Source organism: Novosphingobium sp. NPDC080210, from assembly GCF_050281025.1.
Classification (GTDB): domain Bacteria; phylum Pseudomonadota; class Alphaproteobacteria; order Sphingomonadales; family Sphingomonadaceae; genus Novosphingobium.
The window spans coordinates 1-20,249 of sequence record NZ_JBNNWL010000004.1; the positions used below are offsets into that span (position 1 = coordinate 1).

Below are 20,249 nucleotides of genomic sequence, written 5' to 3' on the forward strand. Positions count from 1 at the left end.
CTCCCCTGGAACTGGAAGGTCGCTCAGCAACAGCTCGCACAGGATATCGCTGCCTGAAATCCGGCGCCGCCGCGCCGCTCAGCGAATGCGTACGACCGAGGTTCATGTTCTGCCGGCAGTGGACGCGGCGCCGGCAAAGCTCTGCATTCATTATGACCACGATGCCCTGTCGCTTGCCACCATTCGCAGCGAAGTCCATGCCGCCGGTGCCGAAATCGCGCAACAGTTCGGCCACCTGCTCTGGCAAGTCGACGGCGTAGTCCATGCGAGGCGAGCGCGAACCATTGAAGGGCGCGTTGGGCGGCTACCCGGCGTCCTGGAAGCAGTTGTCAATCCGGCGGGTGCCGTGCGGGTCGAATTCGAGCGGGCGAAGATCACCGAGAGCCAGATTGAAAAAGCACTGGCTGAAATGGGTGTGGCGCCATCCGAACAAGCAGCGGCACCAACACAAGAAGTTAGAGAGTTGCCCGCCGAAGCGCCGCCGCATGAATGCGCAAAGCCAGCTGAGGCTGAGCGTGAACATGAGCACGAAGGGCCACTCGGCGCGAACAGCGAATTGATTTTCGTACTGGCCTGCGGCGTATTTCTCGCAACGGGCTTTGCCATTGAGAAGCTCTGGCAGAGTGTGCCTGCCTGGCTAGCGCTTGGATGCTATGTCGGTGCCTACGGTTTCGGAGGCTTCTTCACGGTTCGCGAAGCCATCGACAACCTTCGACTCAAACGTTTCGAGATCGATACGCTAATGCTAGTGGCGGCCGCAGGAGCTGCCGCGCTGGGTGCCTGGGCCGAAGGAGCGCTCCTCCTCCTTCTCTTCAGCCTTGGCCATGCGCTCGAACACTTTGCGATGGGCCGGGCGAAGCGGGCCATCGAAGCGCTGGCGGACCTCGCGCCGCGAACAGCATTAGTACGAAGGCTTGACGGAAGTACCGTGGAAGTCGGGGTCGAGGATCTCGCGGTAGGGGAGATCGTGATCGTCAAGCCGGACCAACGGATCGCGGCCGACGGCTTTGTCATCAAGGGGGCCAGCGCGGTCAACCAGGCGCCGGTGACCGGCGAGAGCATTCCGGTCGACAAGCGCGCGGTTGACGATCCCGCTCAGGCTCGCGCCAACCCGGATCGGCTGGATGCCGCGTCCCGTGTCTTCGCTGGCACGATCAACGGCAGTGGCGCGATCGAGGTCGAGGTGACCCGGCTAGCGAGCGACAGCACACTCGCCAAGGTCGTCCGCATGGTCAGCGAAGCGGAGACGCAAAAATCGCCCACCCAACGCTTCACGGATCGCTTCGAGCGCATGTTCGTTCCGGCTGTGCTCGGTCTGGCGGTGCTGCTTCTCTTCGCGTGGGTTGTGATTGACGAGCCGTTTCGCGACAGCTTCTATCGCGCAATGGCGGTACTCGTTGCCGCAAGTCCATGCGCCCTCGCGATCGCTACACCGAGCGCCGTGCTTTCCGGTGTCGCGCGAGCAGCACGCGGTGGCGTCCTGATCAAGGGAGGCGCCCCCCTCGAATTGTTGGGCTCACTTGATGCCATCGCCTTTGACAAGACCGGCACTTTGACGAGTGGCGAGCCGCGCATTCGCCAGATCATTCCTGCGTCGGGCGTGACCAAAGAAGAATTGATGGCGATCGCCGTCGCGGTGGAAAGTCTGAGTGGTCATCCACTGGCACAGGCGATTGCCCGCGACGGGAAGGCGCATGTCGGAACCTTTGCTGATCTCCCTGCTACCGATCTTAAAAGTCTGACTGGCCGTGGGGTCTCCGCAAGAGTCGAGGGTGAGCTGATCCTGATTGGCAAGGCGGAAATGTTCGGTGCCGACGGTGTCGAGCCACTGTCGCAACCAATGACAGACGCCATCGAACAACTTCGTCAAACGGGTCATACGACGATGGTCGTTCGGCGCGGCGATCAGGATCTTGGCGCCATCGGCTTGATGGATACACCACGTGAAGCAGCGCGGGCAACAATCGAGCGGCTCCATGCCATAGGCATACGCCGCATGATCATGATCTCGGGCGACAAGAAGCGACCGATGCTGTGTGATTACCTGCCGCTTTATTTTCCGGAGATCGAGCGCTTCGCTGGCAACAGCCGCTCAGACTGGTTCCTTGCCTTGATCGAACGGTTCCCGACCCCGGCCAGCATGACCGCCACGCTGTTCGACAGCTTTGTTGGGGCAAGGCGACAAGGACGCGTGCTGATCTAGAACCGAAGAGTTAGACGATCCGGAACCGCTGCTATTTGTGCTCTATCCAGTACAATTTGCCGTTCAATGCGACAATCGCCTGCGATACTGCACCGCTCCATCAATGAAGCGATGCCCCCTATCATACTCTGCTTTTGCCTGCGCTCCTGCCGCGATGGTCCGCAGAAGCACGAAACCGTGCTGGATCGAGGTCATAGCGGGCAAGCTTTTCATAAAGGGTCTTTCTCGAGATTCCGAGCAAAGCGCAGGCTCTAACGACATTTCCCCGAGTGGCATCGAGCGCTTCGGCGATGACCATCCGCTCGTATTCGCCAACGCGCAAAGCCAGCGTCCTGGTAGTTGCGTCCGATTTCACTGCCGGAATCTGGCGCGGCAGATTCAGCACCGCGCTGAAAGCGTAGCTTCGCAATTCACGGTTGTTGCCAGGCCATTCATACTCGAGCAGGCGCTTGCGATCGGCAGCATTCAAATCGAATTTCTTACGACCTGTCTGTTCCAAAGCTTCACTAACAAACCGTGCGAACAGCGGGGCTATGTCTTCGCGGCGGTTTCGCAGGGGCGGGATCTCGATACGAACCGAACCAACGCGATAAGAAAGGTCTTCGCTGATAGTGCGATCCGGGAGGTGTCAGTCTGATGCGAAACGCTCTCCGTTGGTCAGACGCCCCCTTACCCGCGCTGCATCTTAGGCCATGAGGTTTTGCCACTCGGCCAGTGCGGCCGAGCGGCGAAGCTTGTAGGTCTGTCGGTCGACGAGATGACGTTCCTGGTTAAAGTGGTTGTAGATTGAGCCATGTACCGAGGCGAATTTTTGGAGCGACTTCATCTGGCGGAATCGCTGCATCGTCCGTTCTCGTCGGCGGAATGGCAGGTGTGAGTTTTCCACTCTGTTGTTCGCGTGTCGACCGACTTCGCGGCGTGCCTCGTTGCCCAGTTCGCGCATCGCGGCAGGATAGGATTTGAGGCCATCGGTGACGATAGCCTCGGCCTGGCCATGGCGTTTCAAAGCCTTGCGCATGAAGCGCAAAGCCGCCGCTTTATCGCGGGTTTTGGTGACATAGCTTTCCAGCACCTCGCCTTCGTGATCCACTGCGCGCCACAGGTAGTGCATCTCGCCGTTGATCTTTACGTAGACCTCATCGAGGTGCCACCGCCAGTGGCGGAAGCCCCGCATGCGGCTGACCCGCTGGCGCCTGATGTCTGCCGCGAACAGCGGGCCGAACCGGTTCCACCACATCCGCACGGTCTCATGGCAGATGTCGATCCCGCGCTCGAACAGCAGGTCCTCGACGTTCCGCAAGCTCAGGGGAAACCTGACATACATCATCACCACAAGGCGGATCACCTCGGGCGAGGAGTTGAAATAGCGGAACGGGCTGGCAGGTTTGCGGGGACGAGGCATCGACCGCCCCTAACCCGCGTCTTAACTCATGTCAGGCGGTGCATTTGCTCTGACAGAGCCTTACCCGGCACCCCGGCCAAAATCTCGATGGACAACAGATGGACCCGATCCGAGTACAATGACGACCGAGGAAAGGTTGGCAGAAATTGGGCAGATATTGGCTGTCGGCATCCTAAGGATGCGAGAAATATCTTTGAGAAATTCGAGTCCAACCATACCGTAGGTTTTTCGGTAAACTGGAACAAAGGTAGTCACAAATTTGCGCCTTGTTTCTAATTTCTAAACTGGATAGCTGCAGATTAGGTATTGGCTAATTTTTCGATCATAATGCTTGGGGAATGCAGGTTTGAGATATTGGCGATATTTCACATGCGTGCTCGCGGGGTATTGTCTGGCGCTCCCTGCACTTGCTCAAGAAGCAAATGCGCGTGACAAAGATGGTAGCCGGCACTCAATCATCGTCACCGCGCCGGGCGACAGGTTTGACCTGGATGACGCGCTAACGCTTCGTCGCGATGACATCGACCGAGGCGGAACGCCTGATTTGCTGGCTTCTCTCACACGCAGTTTTGCCAGTGTCTCGCTGCAGGATGCCCAAAACAACCCCTGGCAACCCAATCTCGTTTACCGCGGCTATGTCGCTTCGCCCTTGCAAGGTCAGGCGCAAGGGCTGGCGGTCTATGTCGATGGGGCGCGGTTCAACCAGCCGTTTGGCGATACAGTCAATTTTGATCTGATCCCTGATGCCGCGATTGCGGGCGTAACCCTGCGCGATCCCAGCCCGGTCTATGGCCTCAATGCGCTGGGCGGCACGCTGGTGATCGAAACGGCGACGGGCCGCAGTGTCCAGGGGATCGAGGGCAGGGCCAGCATCGGCTCTTACGGTGAGCGCGATTTCAGCTTCTCGGCGGGCGATGCCCGTGGCGACTTCAGCTATTTCGGGGCGGTCCAGTATCGCGACGAGAACGGATGGCGTGATTTCAGCCCGTCCGACCTGCTCAACGGCTATGTCGATCTTGGCTATGACGGCGAGCAGGCAGGCGTGCATGTCAAGTTCATCGGCGCGGATACCGATCTTACTGGCAATGGCGTCGCGCCGGTAGAATTGCTTGCTGCGCGCCGGCAATCGGTCTTCACCTGGCCCGACAACACACGCAACCATTACGGTCGACTTAGTCTCCATCCATGGTTCGCCATCGCCGATGGGTTGCGGGTTGAAGCCACGCTTTATCGCCAGCGACGAACAGCCGCGACCCTGAACGGCGATGCCGCCGATATCGCCGAATGTGAGGACGACGACCTGGAAGGGCTGCTGTGCCTTGAAACGGTTGGCGCGGATGGTGACGAGGAAGAGCAAGGGGTTCTGACCGATGCCCTCGGCAATCCCATCGCTGATGTTCTGGATGGCGGCACTTACGGCGTTTTCAATCGCGGCAATATCAGAACCAGATCCGAAGGCCTGCTTGCGCAGATCGTCAGCGAACAGGACCTGGGCGGACGCACCAACCGGCTGGCCCTGGGTTTCAGTTACGATTCCAGTGAAAGCGATTTTGCCACCTCGACCGAACTCGGCGAACTGACCGAGGCCCGCGGCGTGGAAGGGCTTGGCCCGTTCATCGACCAGCCGGATGGTGCAATCGCACCGGTCGAACTGGAAACCCGTTCCCGCTTCTGGAGCGTTTTCCTGAGTGATACCCTGCCACTTGGCGAGGCTCTGACGGCGGAAATCGGCTTGCGCTACAACCAGGCGCGCGTGCGCCTGATCGACCAGCTTGGCACTGCGCTTAATGGCGATCACAGTTTCAGCCGTTTCAACCCCGGCATAGAGCTGGACTGGGCAGTCACGCCAGCTGTCACTCTACGCGCAGGTTATTCGGAATCCAACCGCGTGCCCACCGAGGCGGAATTGTCCTGCGCGGACGAAAATGCGCCGTGCAGCCTGACCAACTTCTTCATCGCTGACCCGCCGCTGGAACAGGTGGTGGCCAAGAGTTTCGAGCTTGGTGCATCGGGCAGCCATGAACGCGGTGCGTGGGCCATCGACTGGTTGCTGTCCGGTTATCGCACAACCAATACCAATGACATTCAGTATGTTGCCTCGGACATTCGGGGCCGCGCATTCTTCAGGAATATCGGACAGACACGCAGACAGGGTATCGAAGCATCCCTGAAAGCGCGCACTGGCGGTTTCCGGCTTTCGGCGAGCTATGCCTTCATCGATGCTATCTATCGCTCTCCGATCACGCTCAGCAGTCCTTCCAATCCAGAGGCTGACGCAGAGGGATTGATCGAAGTGGTTCGCGGGAACCGCCTGCCTGGCCTTCCGCGCCACAGCGTAACATTCAGCGGCGACTACTCCGGCAAATTGAGAGCGCGCGGCTTCACCATTGGTGGCGACATCGTCGGGCGTTCGAGCCAGTTCCTTGTCGGGGACGAAGCCAATCTCAATGCCTCGGTTCCGGGATACGCCGTGTTCAATCTACGTGGCAGTATCGAACTGGCCGAAGGCGTGTCGCTGTTCGGCGAACTGCGCAATGTCTTCGACCGCCAGTATGCCACCTTCGGCACCTTCAGCGAAGTTGACGAAATCGAGCTTAAAGAAGCGCCCGGGGCAGTCATTCCTCGCGCCTATGGCCCCGGTTCGCCGCGGCGATGGACCATGGGGTTGCGGGCACGGTTTTAGCGCGCATTGGCATACCGATCTTCATTAGGAAGTATCCTGCCTCTGAATTTTATAAATTATAAAACAATGTATTAGAAAAAAGAGAGTTTGTCTGGAATACTTTCGCTACTTGATGGCGATGTCGAGACAGGCATGTGATGGTCGGTGCTGGTATTAGAAAATTGGCCGAATCCCAGGAAATTTAGGGGGCCCTATCTGAGAGAACTTTGGATCAGGGTTCGGCGTCCTCCGCCATACTTGTCCGGCCAGCCAGGCTGCCGGTCAACTGGGGCTCAATTCCGAACTAGCGCGAAAGCCCTCGCTGGCTATGCAGCTGCAATCTGCCGAACTTCAATTGCAGCAAGCGGCGCTCAACCAGCCAGTAATAGGCAATGCCGGCGGCGGTACCGGCCAGCACAGCCAAAGCAAACAGGCCATAGGGATTGGCGGAATAGATTCGGGCGACCACGGAAATCACCGGCTTGTGGACCAGATAGATCGCATAGGATGCCGCTCCGAGGAATGTCAGCCAGCTCGGAACGCCGAACGATCCCGCCCGCTCGTGACGGATCACCGGGAGAACGATCAAGGCGAAGGCCAGGCCAGTCAGAGGCGACAGGCGCGGGTCGGCTCCAAGCCCCAGCCAGATAGCAAAGAACGCGGCGCCAATGGGCAATAACCAGTCCGGTGCCCAGCCCCGCCGGGAAAGGACCGCAACTGCGATTCCCATGAAGAACTCCAGATTGATCGGAGCCAGGACCACGCTGGGCGGCAGATTGAAGAGCAGTCCCGCGATGATCGCCGCGCACCAGATGCCCAGCACAAGGGGCAGGCGACCGCTGAAATAGCCCAGCCCGAAGATCGTATAGAACAGGATCTCGTGCTTGAGCGTCCAGGCCACCGACAATGCCGTTGCAGCGTTGACGGGCGCCAGGGTAAGCGTCGGCAGCCAGGCCCAATCGCGCGAAGCCGCGCTCAACTGCGGCAGGATCGAGTAAAGCAGTGCCATTCCAATGCCGACCGGCAGGTAAGGCAGGTAGACCCGCTGAACGCGTCCCATGGCATATTGTTGGGCAGTCTTCCCTTTGTCGAAGGTCGCATGGAAGATGATGAAGCCGGACAGGACGAAGAAGAAATCGACACCCAGATAGCCCAGGTGCAATACCGATGCGCCGGAAAACGGACCGGAAAAGTCCTGCACCGCGATTTCCGCATGATGCGCCACCACGGCCACAGCGGCCAGGCCACGTCCCGCCTGCAAGCTTTCGATAACGCCCGTTGCCTTCGCCTGCGGTGGTGTCGATGCCACGCGTTCCCTCCCCTTGGGTGCAGACCGCCCCGGCAGGTAACGAACATAGCCCGACATGGTTGCGGCCGAGGTATGAATATCGGTGCACCGGGAGGGAAAATTGCGTTCCATGCACGCTTGTGCGAGGAAAGGTCGGGCCGCGCATGAACTGCGCGGCCCTCCCTCGCTGTGTTGCATTGAACGGGCGGGCCGCCGTCCGCTCAATGCAACCTCGTTGGCCGGATCGAGGCGCTCCGCACGGCTGCGGGAGGCCCCTTCCTCGGCGCATTTCTGGCTGGTCGCTCCGTCGAAGCGACCGTCAGTGTCCGTTGCCCGCGTCCATAATCAATCGCTCGAAAGAGTGTGCGGCCCTTTTTTGTATGAATTGGCAATTGACGCACTAACTGACGGTTTTTAGGGGGTTTTCGACAATAAGAGTGGAGAGAGAATTGACCGAGGATTTCGATTTGCGCAGGCATGACGCGCTCTTCGCAAGCCGCTGCACGGCTGCGGAGTGGGAGCGGATCCGCGCTTTTCGCGATCAGCCGAATTTCATGGCCGGCCCCAGGCGGCATGAAGGAACCATGCGCCCGTTCTTTGCCCACAACCTGATCCTCAACAAGGTGGTGACCGAGGCGTGGCGGTTCCAGATCCTGGTCTTCACGCTGTACCTGGACAGCGTGCGCGATCCCTCGGTGCCGCGGTCGGGATTGACGGTCGCCAACCTCCAGCGGATCTGCACCCAGCTGCAACTGGCCAGCCCCGGGCGGGTCTATGCCTTCCTCAACGTCATGAAGTTCGGCGGCTATCTCAGCGCGCAGCGCTCGACTTCGGATTCGCGCCTGGTCCATCTGACACCGACCCCGCGTTTCCTGGAGATTGTGGAGGAGTGGAACGACAACATCTTCGCCTCCATCGACGCTGCTTCAGGGAGCGATCTGGTGGGAGAGAAGGCCAGATTCCCGGATCTGGGCCGGGAAATGCGCACGCGCGGAGCCGAGGGCCTGCTGGTCGGGTGGTTGCCGCTCGATCCGTTCCCCGAAGTCTTCCACTTCGCCTCGACCGACGGAGGCTGGCTGCTGATGGAGCACATCGTGCTTCGCTCGATCACCGGCGACCAGCAGTTACAGCGCGGCCCGGTGCAGCTGAGCATCCGCAGCCTGGCCAAACAGTTCAGCGGATCGCGTTCCAACCTGCTGCGCCTGCTGGACAGGGCCTACGAGATGGACTTGCTGGACGAACCTCCCGGCGTGAACGGCCTGGTCCGGCCGTCGAGCCGCCTCGCCTGCGCCTTTCTGACCTTCATGGCCTCGTTCCTCGGCTTTTTCGAAATGCACACGAAGGCAGCCCTGGCCGCGCGAAGTCCGGAACTGCTCGCGTGCGACTAGGGCGCCGCACTGGACTACGATAATCACCGTATGGCGCGCTCCAGCGAATAACAATCAATCCTCTGTAGGTCCGGGCAATATCAGATGCTTGGACGAAACAGATGGCCCTTTGGATAGCAGCCCACCCCCCGCCTGGCGGTCCGCAGGCGCACCCTTGCCGGTGCGCGCGGGGGCTTGGCGGATAGCCGCCCCGACAACGTCCGATACTGGCCAGATGCCTTGCGGCGATCTGGCGCAATTCCGGCTGCGGCGGCCATTCGCCGCGCCGTCCCAAGGGAATCCCACAGGCCATGAAGCATGAAGCAATCGACGTGAAGCAAGCCGAGCCGGTTGGCGCGGCGCGCGTTCTGGAGGCGATCGATACCGCCTTTGCCGTCATCGAATTCGACCTGCTGGGCAATATCATCCGGGCCAATGCCAACTTCCTGGACATCATGGGCTATGAAGCGGCGGACCTGCAAGGACAGCACCACCGGATCTTCTGCTCCAAGACCTACAGCTCTTCTGCCGGATACCGCCAGTTCTGGGAGCAACTGGGCGAAGGACGGCACCAGCAAGGCGAATTTTCCCGCCTGCGCAAGGACGGGCGAGAGGTCTGGCTCCAGGCCAGCTACAGCCCGGTCCTCAATTCCGATGGACAGCCGGAGCGGATCGTCAAGGTGGCGATGGACGTCACCGACCAGCGCCTGGAATCGCTCACCTCGCGCGGCAAGATCGAAGCGATCGAGCGGTCGCAATCGGTCGTGGAATTCGACCTGAGCGGGCGGATCATCGCAGCCAATGCCCTGTTCCTGGAAATGAAGGGAATCGAAGCGGGGACCGAGCAGAAGGTCACGCACCAGGACCTGTGCGATCCGGTCTATGCGGCAAGCGACGACTATGCGGCATTCTGGCAGAAACTGACGCAAGGGGAATATGTCTCGGGCGTATTCAAGCGCCGCCGCACGGGCGGCGGAGACGTCTGGATCCGCGCCGCCTACAGCCCGATCCTGGACCTTACCGGCCGTCCGCGCCGGATCGTGCAGATTGCCCATGACATAACCGAACAGCGCCGCATCGATGCTGAATACGAAGGCAAGGTCCGCGCAATCGACCGCGCCCAGGCGGTGATCGAATTCGACCTTTCGGGCAACGTCCTGGCCGCCAATGCCAATTTCCTGGGCCTGATGGGCTATACCATCGCCGAAATCGAAGGGCGTCATCACCGCATCTTCTGCGATCCGGCGGAAGTGCAAAGCGAAAGCTACCGCCTGTTCTGGGACAAGCTGGCCAAGGGCGAATTCGATTCCGGCGAATACAAGCGCCTGCGCAAGAACGGCCAGGAAGTCTGGATCCAGGCAACCTACAACCCCATCTTCGATGCCGACGGAAAGCCGGTGAAGGTGGTGAAGATCGCCAGTGACATCACCGAGGAAAAGAACCGCGCCAGCACATTCGCAGCAAAGGTTGACGCCATTGGCCGCAGCCTGGCGGTGATCGAGTTCGATCTTGACGGCAAGGTTCTGTTCGCGAACGACAACTTCCTGCGGACGGTCGGCTATTCCCTGCGCGAAATCATCGGGCAGCACCATTCGATGTTCTGTTCGCCGGACTATATCCGCAGCGCGGAATACCGCGATTTCTGGCTGAAGCTGAACGCGGGCGAGTTCCATTCCGGGCGGTTCCACCGGGTCGGCAAATACGACCGCGATATCTGGATCCAGGCGACCTACAATCCGATCCTGGACTTGCAGGGACAGCCGAACCGGATCGTCAAATATGCTTTCGACGTCACCGAACAGGTCGTGATGGAAAAGGCGATCACGGAACGGGCCGCGCAAATGGACGGACTGGCCGAACGCCTGTCGCGCTCGATCAACCAGATCACCGATTCCACCGACCAGGCGCGCGGCCTGTCCTTGCAAACCAAGGTCAACGCCGAACAGGGCCAGGACGCGCTGGGCGAAGCGATCGAATCGATCGAGCTGATCCAGAAGTCCTCCTCCTCCATTTCCGAGATCGTCAGGATCATCAGCGAGATTTCCGGGCAGACCAATCTGCTGGCCTTCAATGCCGAGATCGAGGCGGCCCGCGCCGGCGAGCATGGCGTGGGCTTTTCCGTCGTCGCAGGCGAAGTGCGCAAACTGGCGGAACGCAGCGCCATGGCGGCGCGGGATATTTCCAAGCTGATCGACGAGTCCACCGCCCAGGTGAACGAGGGCACCGCCCGTTCGCGCGGCGCGCGGGAGGCTTTCCGCCACATCGCCAGCAGCCTCAACCAGACCAACGAAGCGATCGAAGCCATTGCGACCATGGCCACGGCACAGAAATCGGTTTCAGACGAAGTCGTGGAACTTGTGGAGAAGCTGGTCGCGGCGACCAAGCCCGATGCCTGAGGGCGCACCCTCTACCCCTTGCGCACCTGTCTCCGGCCAGGGCGATCTGTTCGGCTTGCTGCGCATCGGCCAGCTTTCGATCGCCTTGCCGGTGGAGGTCATTCGCGAGGTCGTGCCTTGCCCCGCGGACCTCGCCCCGTTCCCCTCGACCATCCCGGAAATCACCGGCGCGGTGGAACTGCGCGGGCAGCTGATCCCGGTTTTCGACCTCAAGCTGCTTCTGGGCAGCGGAACGGATTGCGACCAGGCCGCAGACCGCATCGTCGCAATCATGCGCCATGATGGCCGCATGTTCGGCTTGATCGCGCACGGCATCGATGGCGTGGCCGTGCTGCCTGAAAAATCCCGAGTGGGGATCAAGTTCGCCGGGCCATCCGGAGACAGTGCTGTCGTCAAATCCACTTTCGTCCAGGGAGGCCGCCGGGGGGTGATCCTCAATCCGGTGGCACTGGCTGGACATCAGGGACTGCCTACGGTCGAGGATCGCCACAACCATTCGGACAGCATACGCCAGACCAGCGAGCCAACGCTGGTGTTCAAGGTGGCTGGGCTGCAATGCGCCCTCCCCGCAGCCTGTGTCGATGCCAGCCTGCCAAGCCAGAGCCTGCTGCCCGCACCCGTGGCGGACCCGCTGTGGATCGCAATGCTGCGCCACAATGAAATGGAAATACCCGCTATCGATACGCTCGCTCTGCTGGGCCAGGGACAGATCCCAGCCGGGCGCGTGTCAGGCGGAGCGATTGTCCTGCGATGCAATCTTCCACCTGACGAAACCACAACCGGCTATGGCCTGGTCGCGCTGCTGATCGACAGCGTCGATGACATCGTGAGGGTCGAGCCGGACAAGGTGGCCGTGCTCGACAATTCGCTGTCGGACGTTCCTTTTGCCGCAGGAATTCTGGAACTCGCCTGCGGGCCGCGTCTCTTGCTGGACGCGAACAGCATCGTGGCGGACGAGCGACTGGTCCGGCTCAGCCGGATCAAGCAGAAAGCGCGGTCGGGCGACCATGCTGGCTCGTCTGCGGCAGAGGCATCCCTTTCGCTTGATCCGGGAGTGGGGCGCGCTGCGGAAGACACTTTCCTGGTCTTCTCGGTCGAAGACCAGACCTTCGCCGCTCCGCTGGCCGATGTGGACGAAATCCTGTCGAGCGACGCCCCGGTCTTTGGCCTGGGATCAGCCGGGAAGAACGTGGTCGGTATCCTCACCCGCAGGTGCCAGGGCATACCCATTGTCGATTTCGGCAAGCAGGTGGGACTGGCGGAAAAGCCTGCGCGGAACTTCGTGCTCGTCTCGCGCGGGGGTAGGGGCAAACAGCGCGCCGGCTTTCTGGTTGATACGCTCCATTCCGTCGACCGGGCAGCAGTGCAGCGGCTGGACAATGACGCGCGGCACCTGAAAACCGGGGCCGCACCAAGCGCGCTCGAACAGACGATCAAGCTCGAAAACGGTAGCGCCTGCGGCGTGATCGACCTGGCGGCAATTGCCGACGCAGCGCTTGGCGCGATGCCCTCTGGATCAGCAGAACCGGGCGGCATCGCGTGAAGCAACGGCCTGGCTGCCAGGTCCGGCGCAATCGCGCCAGTCTGCCCAACCTCCAGACATCAAAAGATCCAATTTGAAGCCAATCACCCCCGCCCGACATGACCATAAAACCAAATAGACATAAGAGTTTTGCTTAAAAAGACCCGACTTTTTGTACGATAATCCACCTAGTTACAAATAACTAATAAGTTCATTTCTGCTAAATTATTTAAGTAACTTCTTTTCAAAAACGCAATCACCGTTAGATATTGGCGCAAAATGTCGAATCCATTGATTATCGGAACAAGAGGGGCCAGAATGAAGATCCTTGGAAATTGCGCCATGGTTGCGGCAAGCCTGCTGGCAAGCGTATCGCTCAGCGCGACTGCTCAGGCCCAGTCCAAGCAGCCGATCGTCGCTGTTGCGCAGATTGACGACAACGCCGGCTCCGGCCAGTCGAAAACCCTGACCCAGATGATGCTGACCGCGATTGCAGCCACGCAGAAATTCCGCGTGATGGAACGCGGCCAGCTGGATGTCATGGTGCAGGAACAGCAGCGCGCCAAAAGCGGGCTCGTCACCTCGCGCAACGGCGGCAAGGTGGGCGGCTTCGAAGGCGCGGACTACCTGATCTATGGCACCATCACGACCCTGTCGGTCACCAAGAAGTCGAACTTCGGCGCGTCGCTGGGCATGGCCATGCTCGCCGGCAACAACAGCCAGACGCCGACGAACTGCTATTCCGGCGAAGTGACCTTGTCGCTGGATATCCGCATCACCGATTCCGAAACGGGCCAGATCCGCTACGTTAAGCGCATTGATGAAAAGAAGAAGGCCGGCACGATCTGCGGCGAAGGCGTGCCCCAGGTCAATGCGACCGAGCTGCTGCGCTCTGCCGCGGACAAGGTGGCGACCGGCCTGGTGACCGCAGTCTATCCGATCAAGGTGGCCAATGCCCAGCCGGATGGCACGCTGATGCTCAACTACGGCGAAGGCACGGTGGCCCTGAACGATTACGTCGCCATTTTCCGGGCCGGTGAATCCGTGATCGATCCCGACACCGGACGGGCGCTTGGCTCCAGCGAGCAGCGCATCGGCGTGGCCCAGATCACGGACGTGCAGACCAGCTTTTCCAAGGCGCGTCCGCTTGCCGGTTTCGAAACCCCGGCCCAGGCGCGCGACATTGCGCGGCTTGCCACGGATGACGACCTGGCCGCCTATCCCAAGGCCAAGCTGAAGCGCAAATAAGCAGGGGTAAAGCTATGCGAAAGAGTCTTGCAATCGGCCTGGCGCTGGTCGGCACCAGCGCCCAGGCGCAGACGGCCAACCCCGTTGCCATCCGCGTCGGCGCCATCGAAACCGCCCAGGAATGCACGCTCTATGAAGGGGTGCGTTACAAGCATGAGGAACGCTCCCGCGGACGCAGCAGCGGTTATGTCGCCGGCGGCGGCAGCGGCTATGCCAATGCCTATGGCGCGGGCGGCTCCGGCTATTACGCGGCGGGAGGCAGCTCCTCCTACTCGAATTCCAGCAAGACTTCGTTCGAGACCTTCTTCGTCAAGGATTGCATCAGCCACTTTGAAGGCATCCGTTCCGCCATGCAGTCGGCCTTGGCCTCCTCGGGGTCGGTGGTCATCAGGACCGGCAGCTACGTCCTGACCGGTCGGGTCGAGGATGTCGTTCCCACGGGCAGTGGCTATGTCGACCAGGCTGCATCCGGACAGAGCTATGGCTCGGTCAGCACGGGCCTGCGCGTAACCATGAGCGTCAAAGTGGCGGACAAGGCCGGCCGGATCGTGTTCGGCGCGCCGGTAGTGACGGAAATCGAAACCGGCTCCTATGGCGAGGCGCGCGGAAGCGCCAATGTCAGCGTTGCCTCTGGCGAAGGGCTGTACAGCCTGTTGCAGCGCCAGGTCGCCATGGTGGCCGCGCGGCAGGTTGCCTTCCACTTCCGCCCGCTTGAAGTTGTCGGCGGCAGCGGCAAGAAGGTCCAGCTGAACTATGGCGGGTCACTGCTCGAAGTCGGCACCATGTTGAGCGTGACCAGCCCGGACGGTTCGTCTGCGGCGCGCTATCGCATCACTTCGGTCAGCAGCGGCAGCGCCCTGGCGCAGCAGGTTGGCGATGCCGATTCCACCGGAATCGTCGCCGGCAGCCGCGCGACGGTCATCGAAAAGGGCGACCCGGCAGCAAACCAGAGCACCCTGGAACGGGTCGACCTGCCCTAAGCCGCCTGAAGAAAGTCCAGCACGTCCGCGCAATAGGCCTCTTCCGTCAGGCGGGGGTCGATTGCCGGACGCGGACGCGCACCTGCCGGTGCCAGGGCGATGATGGCCTGCTCCCAGGCATCCGCATCGTCTGGCGACAGCAGAGTGGTCTGCGCATTGGCTATCTCGCGGTGCGCAGGAATATCCGAAGCAATGGTCGGTACGCCAAGCGCATTGGCTTCATAGACCGGCAGCCCAAAGCCCTCGGTGCGAGTGGGCGACAGCATGCCCTTGGACCCCAGCACCAGGGCGGCCAGGGCAGGACTGGATAGCCCGGACACGACGTGAATGCGGCGGCTCAGCACCGGATCGTCGTCGACCGGGGCAAGGATCCGGTCGGAGTCATAGCCGCGCGCCCCGACGATCACGAGATGCGGGCACCGCTCACCCAGTCGGGCCATCAGCCTCTGCCAGATCCCGATCAGCAGGGCATGGTTCTTGCGCGGCTCCACCGTGGAGACGACGACGAAGTAATCCGCATCGGCCAGTTCCGGAACGCCGTCCTGCACCGAAGCGAAAGCGTCTTGCAGTGGCAGGGCCCGGACCAGGCTGCGCACTGTTTCACGGCCATGCGAACGCATCACGCTTTCCACGCTGCGCCGCGCGGTCGCCGTGTTGTAGATCATGCAATCGGCATGGTCTGCTGCCGTCCGGACCATGCGCGCATGGTGGGCCGCCGCGTGCGGGGGGACGAGGTCGGGATGCTCAAGCGGGATGACGTCGTGCAGCATCATCGCGCAGGTCACGTCCGGCCGGTCCGCCAGCCAGTTGTAAAACACCGGCACGGCCAGTCCGAGCTGCCCGATGTTCACATAGACCGCATCGGCCGGCACCGCGCGCCGGACCGGCTGCCCGAAAGATAAACCAGCCCCGTCGAGCAAGGTGCCGATCCGGGCAAGTTTCCGGGCGAGCGTCAACTTGCTTGCCGGGTGGACATCGGCAACCACTTCTTGCGGTCCCCAAAACCGCTCGACCAGTTTCGCCAGTTGCAGGTCGGAGTTCCGATCGACCTGCTCCGACCAGAGCTCCTGCAGCCGGTCCAGCAGGCGCGCGGCCCCGCGCCCGGTATAGGCGCGCATCCCCCAGGGGGTGGGCAGCACTGCAAGGTTGGGCGTTTCAGGGTCCGCGAAGACGCGCTTGGCCAGCGCAAGATCGACCCGGTCCACCCCGCGGGGCGTCGCAAATATCGGTCCGATCAGCATCCGCGACAGGTCGTATGCAATAATTCGGGTCATAAAAATCCGGAATGGATTAATTAGAATCGATTTCGGCAGAACTATTCAATAAAAACTCAACCGAAACTTGAATCCTGTGCTATTAGTGCCCGGTCAGTGGACCGTCAAGGTGCGCTGCGGGGGAAATCTCTCTTGATTACCGATACCTATTGCAATACCTGCCGACCGGACAGTTCCGCTGGCCGCGGGAGGGTTGCAACGTTCATTCGGGCGCAGGTGGGGCATCCCTCGGGCGCATTTCGGCGTGAACGCCTTTCACGGCCGCGCGGCAAAGGCAAGGCGGGCCACTCGATGACAGCTCATTCCCGGACCACTCCGGACACCCTTCTCGCAGCATGGCAAGGCTGGCCAGGTGCCCACACGCGCACCGATCTGACGTGGAGAATTCAACTGACGCACAAATCCCTGCGATTCGGGTCCGGCCTGTGACAATTGTGACAAAAATATTAAAGAAGCGTGGCTTGCCGCTTTTTCTCGCCACGGTCGCACTGCCAACCAGTCTGGCGACGATCTATTTCGGCCTGCTGGCATCCGACGTTTACGTGTCGGAATCACGTTTCGTCGTACGCAGCAGCGGCAAGCCCAGTGCATCGCCGCTGGGCGCGATCCTGGGGGGCAGCGGCCTCTCCAACGCCAGCGGCGATAGTTACGCTGTCGTTGACTATGTTGAGTCGCGGAATGCCTTGGCTGACAGCAACCGCGACGGGCTGGTCAGGAAAATATATTCGAGAAGCGATATATCCCTTTTTGACCGCTTTGACTCTCCATTCCGCGGTGAAAGCCTCGAACATCTGTACGAATACTTTGGCAACAAGGTCGCCATCGAGTTCGACGCCTCCACCCAGGTCACGACGATGACGGTGAAGGCTTACACTCCCGAAGACGCGCGCCAGTTGAACGAGCGCCTGCTGCAGTCGTCCGAACAGTTGATCAACCGGCTGAGCGAGCGCGGCCGGATCGATGCGATCCAGAGCGCCCAGGCCCAGGTGGACAAGGCGCGCACCGCGGCCCGCAACGCCACAGTGGCCCTGGCTGAATTCCGCAATTCAAGCGGGGTGATCGACCCGGAAAAGCAGGCCGAAATCAATCTGCAGATGGTTTCCAAGCTGCAGGATGCGCTGATTTCCGAACGGGCGCAGCTTGCCCAGTTGCAGCTCTACACTCCGCGCAACCCGCAGATTCCGGCGGTCCGCACCCGGATCAAGACCTTGCAGCAAGAGATTGCGCAACTGGCCGGGAACACCGCCGGCACGCCGCGGTCGCTGTCTGCCGCGGCGGCGCGCTACCAGCAGCTGCAGTTCGACGCAGAATTTGCCGGCAAGCAACTGGCCACTGCCCTTGCCGCGCTGCAAGAGGCGGAAGGGGACGCTCGCCGCAAGCAGATCTTTGTCGAACGGATCGCCGCGCCCAACCTGCCGGACTATCCGCTTGAGCCGCGCCGCATACGCAGCATCCTGGCCACGCTGGTCCTCTCGCTGCTGCTGTGGGGCGTGATCGTCACGCTGATTGCCGGGATCAGGGAGCACCGCGACTAGTGGCAATCCCGGTCAACGAGAATCCGAGCCTGCTCGACAGCCTGCGCGTGGAAACCCGCGTGCTGGGCGCACTGTTCCTGCGCGAGGCCCTGACCCGTTACGGCCGGCACAACATCGGATTCCTGTGGCTGTTCGTTGAACCGATGGTGTTCACCCTCGGCGTCACTGCCTTGTGGACCGCCACGAAGACCGCACACGGCAGCGACTTGCCGATCGTGGCATTCGCCTTGACCGGTTATTCGAGCGTGTTGCTTTGGCGCAATATGCCCGGGCGCTGCATCGGCGCGCTCTGGAACAATTTATCCCTGCTGTATCACCGCAACATCCGGGTCATCGATATCTATCTGGCGCGACTGATGCTGGAATTCGGCGGAGCAACCATTTCCTTCACGGTGCTAAGCCTTGTGTTCATGTCCATCGGCTGGCTTGAGCCTCCGCAGGACGTACTCGAAATCGTCGCGGGATGGCTGATAATTGCATGGTTCGGCGGCGCTCTGGCGATCCTGGTCGGTGCTTTGTCCCACGAAAGCGAACTTATCGACAAGATCTGGCATCCCGCGTCATACCTCATCTTTCCGCTGTCGGGTTCAGCTTTCATGGTCGATGCCTTGCCCAAGGCGGCCCAGGAAATCGTCCTCTGGATCCCGATGGTCCACGGGGTCGAAATCGTGCGCGAGGGCTATTTCGGAACCCGTGCGCGCGCGCATTATGATCTCGACTACGTTCTTCCGTTTTGCCTGATCCTTACATTCCTGGCTCTCTTGCAGGTGCGGAAAGTCAGCAGAAGGGTCGTGCCAGGATGATCCGGCTCAAGGACGTAAGAAAGGTCTACCCGACCCGCTTCGGCGACAAGCTCGTCCTGAACAATATCGGGTTCGAGTTGCAGAAAGGGGAGCGACTGGGCGTTCTTGGCCGCAACGGCGCTGGAAAATCCACGATGGTACGGCTGATCAGCGGCGCGGAACTGCCGACTTCCGGCACTATCGAAACCACCATGTCAGTCTCCTGGCCGCTGGCCTTTGGCGGCGCATTTCTGCCCAATCTGACGGGTTTCGACAATATCCGCTTCATCAGCAGGATCTACGGCCAGGATTTCGAGAGCAACCTCGCTTATGTGGAGGACTTTGCCGAACTCGGGCCATATTTGCGCGAGCCGATCATTCATTACTCATCGGGGATGCGGGCGCGCCTGGCCTTTGCGATCTCGATGATCATCGAGTTCGATTGCTTCCTGATCGACGAGATATCTGCCGTCGGCGATGCCCGGTTTCATGAAAAGTGCAATTACGAATTGTTCGATAAACGCGGTGATCGGGCAATGATCATTGTTTCACACGACGCTGCATATGTCCGCGATAACTGCAATCGCTGGGCAGTACTGCACGACGGAAAACTTGAGCTCTACGATGATTTCGAAGTTGCTTACGCCGACTTCAAGGAACTCATCGGCTGGAAGCCGCCCGCTGGTTGGCCAAACACTTTGGCAACCACAGCGTGAACCCTTCAACCACCCACCGAGCCATCCGCAATCCAGAGGTCGTAAACGTGTTCATTCAAACCATCAATTACAAGGCGCCAACTCTAACCTCTCCGGTTTCACAGGCATGCACCCAGGCGCAGTTCGAAGAAGAAGCCTACGCCTATTGGTGCAATCAAATTGGCGAAGCGCCTCGCAAGCACCGCAAGCAGTGGGAGTTTTGCTATATTGCCCAGGTTCTTGCCACTGCAGGCATGCTTGCTCCCGGCCGGACCGGATTGGGCTTTGGCGTGGGAACCGAACCTCTTGCAGCGCTGTTCGCCTCGCGCGGAGCCCGGGTTCTGGCAACCGACCTGGAAGCCGAAGACGCACGGCGCAGCGGATGGGTCGCCACCAATCAGCACGCACACAACAAGGCGGTCCTGAACGAACGGCAGATTTGCCCTCCGGACATTTTCGGCCACAATGTCGAGTTCGCCTTTATGGATATGAACAATATCCCAAGCATGATCGGAACTTTCGACTTCACTTGGTCCGCCTGCGCGTTTGAACATCTCGGCTCAATCGAAAAAGGCCATAAATTTCTGCTCAATGCAGCGAAAGTGCTGAAGCCGGGCGGAGTAGCAGTTCATACGACCGAACTGAATTGCGTTTCGGACCAAGAAACGCTGGACAACGATGGAACGGTTCTTTTCCGCAAACGCGATTTTGAACAGATGGCCTATGACCTCAACCAGATGGGCTGCGACGTTGAGCTGAACTTTCATCTGGGCGATCTACCTATCGACAAGCACATCGACGTCGCCCCCTACTCAGATGACAACCATCTGAAACTGAAGCTTTCGCAATGGGTTACCACGTCGTTCGGCATGGTCGCCCGCAAGCGCGGTTGAGG

At 60.6% G+C, this 20,249-nt stretch carries 14 protein-coding genes and 2 pseudogenes; 12 read left to right on the plus strand and 4 right to left on the minus strand.

Annotation, left to right across the window (positions count from 1 at the left end; all coding sequences use genetic code 11):
• Positions 1-85: 85 nt before the first annotated feature.
• Positions 86-2,026: pseudogene (locus ACQKOE_RS11725) on the plus strand (heavy metal translocating P-type ATPase); the annotation flags it as partial.
• Positions 2,027-2,029: 3 nt separating this feature from the next.
• Positions 2,030-2,176 (plus strand): annotated as a pseudogene (locus tag ACQKOE_RS11730) (IS110 family transposase); the annotation flags it as partial.
• Between the two features lie 148 nt (positions 2,177-2,324).
• Here ACQKOE_RS11730 and ACQKOE_RS11735 read toward each other — a convergent pair.
• Complete coding sequence (locus ACQKOE_RS11735; RefSeq protein ID WP_427512945.1) at positions 2,325-2,702, minus strand: helix-turn-helix domain-containing protein; 378 nt, start codon at positions 2,700-2,702, stop codon at positions 2,325-2,327.
• A gap of 186 nt (positions 2,703-2,888) precedes the next feature.
• Positions 2,889-3,605 (minus strand): IS6 family transposase, encoded by a 717-nt coding sequence (locus tag ACQKOE_RS11740; RefSeq protein ID WP_427512946.1) that lies wholly within the window; start codon positions 3,603-3,605, stop codon positions 2,889-2,891.
• 373 nt (positions 3,606-3,978) lie between these two features.
• Between ACQKOE_RS11740 and ACQKOE_RS11745 the strand changes: the two genes are divergently transcribed.
• The gene (locus ACQKOE_RS11745) at positions 3,979-6,288 is read left to right on the plus strand and encodes a TonB-dependent receptor (RefSeq protein ID WP_427512947.1); all 2,310 of its coding nucleotides are present in this window, start codon (positions 3,979-3,981) and stop codon (positions 6,286-6,288) included.
• Positions 6,289-6,571: 283 nt separating this feature from the next.
• On the opposite strand, the gene ACQKOE_RS11750 is transcribed toward ACQKOE_RS11745, so the two are convergent.
• Complete coding sequence (locus tag ACQKOE_RS11750) at positions 6,572-7,576, minus strand: acyltransferase family protein (protein WP_427512948.1); 1,005 nt, start codon at positions 7,574-7,576, stop codon at positions 6,572-6,574.
• 428 nt (positions 7,577-8,004) lie between these two features.
• On the opposite strand from ACQKOE_RS11750, the gene ACQKOE_RS11755 reads away from it, so the two are divergent.
• From ACQKOE_RS11755 to ACQKOE_RS11775, 5 genes are all read left to right on the plus strand, one after another.
• Positions 8,005-8,943, plus strand: coding sequence for a hypothetical protein (locus ACQKOE_RS11755; protein WP_427512949.1), 939 nt, complete (start codon positions 8,005-8,007; stop codon positions 8,941-8,943).
• Between the two features lie 290 nt (positions 8,944-9,233).
• Entirely contained in the window at positions 9,234-11,318 is a 2,085-nt protein-coding gene (locus ACQKOE_RS11760) for a methyl-accepting chemotaxis protein (RefSeq protein WP_427512950.1), read from the plus strand.
• Complete coding sequence (locus ACQKOE_RS11765; protein WP_427512951.1) at positions 11,311-12,861, plus strand: chemotaxis protein CheW; 1,551 nt, start codon at positions 11,311-11,313, stop codon at positions 12,859-12,861. Before ACQKOE_RS11760 ends, ACQKOE_RS11765 begins: the two co-directional genes overlap by 8 nt.
• A gap of 297 nt (positions 12,862-13,158) precedes the next feature.
• A complete protein-coding gene (locus ACQKOE_RS11770; protein WP_427512952.1) occupies positions 13,159-14,088 on the plus strand; it encodes a CsgG/HfaB family protein in 930 nt (309 codons plus the stop codon).
• 14 nt (positions 14,089-14,102) lie between these two features.
• A complete protein-coding gene (locus tag ACQKOE_RS11775; protein WP_427512953.1) occupies positions 14,103-15,068 on the plus strand; it encodes a hypothetical protein in 966 nt (321 codons plus the stop codon).
• On the opposite strand, the gene ACQKOE_RS11780 is transcribed toward ACQKOE_RS11775, so the two are convergent.
• The gene (locus tag ACQKOE_RS11780) at positions 15,065-16,342 is read right to left on the minus strand and encodes a glycosyltransferase (protein ID WP_427512954.1); all 1,278 of its coding nucleotides are present in this window, start codon (positions 16,340-16,342) and stop codon (positions 15,065-15,067) included. The two genes, ACQKOE_RS11775 and ACQKOE_RS11780, sit on opposite strands and share 4 nt — an antisense overlap.
• A gap of 461 nt (positions 16,343-16,803) precedes the next feature.
• Here ACQKOE_RS11780 and ACQKOE_RS11785 point away from each other — a divergent pair, with 461 nt between their 5' ends.
• The 4 genes from ACQKOE_RS11785 to ACQKOE_RS11800 are packed head-to-tail and all read left to right on the plus strand — an operon-like array spanning position 16,804 to position 20,247.
• The gene (locus tag ACQKOE_RS11785) at positions 16,804-17,877 is read left to right on the plus strand and encodes a hypothetical protein (RefSeq protein ID WP_427512955.1); all 1,074 of its coding nucleotides are present in this window, start codon (positions 16,804-16,806) and stop codon (positions 17,875-17,877) included.
• Positions 17,877-18,680 (plus strand): ABC transporter permease, encoded by an 804-nt coding sequence (locus ACQKOE_RS11790; protein ID WP_427512956.1) that lies wholly within the window; start codon positions 17,877-17,879, stop codon positions 18,678-18,680. The genes ACQKOE_RS11785 and ACQKOE_RS11790 overlap by 1 nt, the downstream gene beginning before the upstream one ends.
• Positions 18,677-19,375: an ABC transporter ATP-binding protein gene (locus ACQKOE_RS11795; RefSeq protein ID WP_427512957.1), complete on the plus strand. Its 699-nt coding sequence runs from the start codon at positions 18,677-18,679 to the stop codon at positions 19,373-19,375. Before ACQKOE_RS11790 ends, ACQKOE_RS11795 begins: the two co-directional genes overlap by 4 nt.
• Positions 19,345-20,247, plus strand: coding sequence for a class I SAM-dependent methyltransferase (locus tag ACQKOE_RS11800; RefSeq protein WP_427512958.1), 903 nt, complete (start codon positions 19,345-19,347; stop codon positions 20,245-20,247). Before ACQKOE_RS11795 ends, ACQKOE_RS11800 begins: the two co-directional genes overlap by 31 nt.
• Positions 20,248-20,249 lie beyond the last annotated feature (2 nt).

Coding starts and splice junctions, on each gene's coding strand:
- ACQKOE_RS11795 (WP_427512957.1), top strand. CDS start 18,677: ATGATCCGGCTCAAGGACGTAAGAAAGGTCTACCCGACCCGCTTCGGC.
- ACQKOE_RS11770 (WP_427512952.1), top strand. CDS start 13,159: ATGAAGATCCTTGGAAATTGCGCCATGGTTGCGGCAAGCCTGCTGGCA.
- ACQKOE_RS11775 (WP_427512953.1), top strand. CDS start 14,103: ATGCGAAAGAGTCTTGCAATCGGCCTGGCGCTGGTCGGCACCAGCGCC.
- ACQKOE_RS11760 (WP_427512950.1), top strand. CDS start 9,234: ATGAAGCATGAAGCAATCGACGTGAAGCAAGCCGAGCCGGTTGGCGCG.
- ACQKOE_RS11740 (WP_427512946.1), bottom strand. CDS start 3,605: ATGCCTCGTCCCCGCAAACCTGCCAGCCCGTTCCGCTATTTCAACTCC.
- ACQKOE_RS11765 (WP_427512951.1), top strand. CDS start 11,311: ATGCCTGAGGGCGCACCCTCTACCCCTTGCGCACCTGTCTCCGGCCAG.
- ACQKOE_RS11780 (WP_427512954.1), bottom strand. CDS start 16,342: ATGACCCGAATTATTGCATACGACCTGTCGCGGATGCTGATCGGACCG.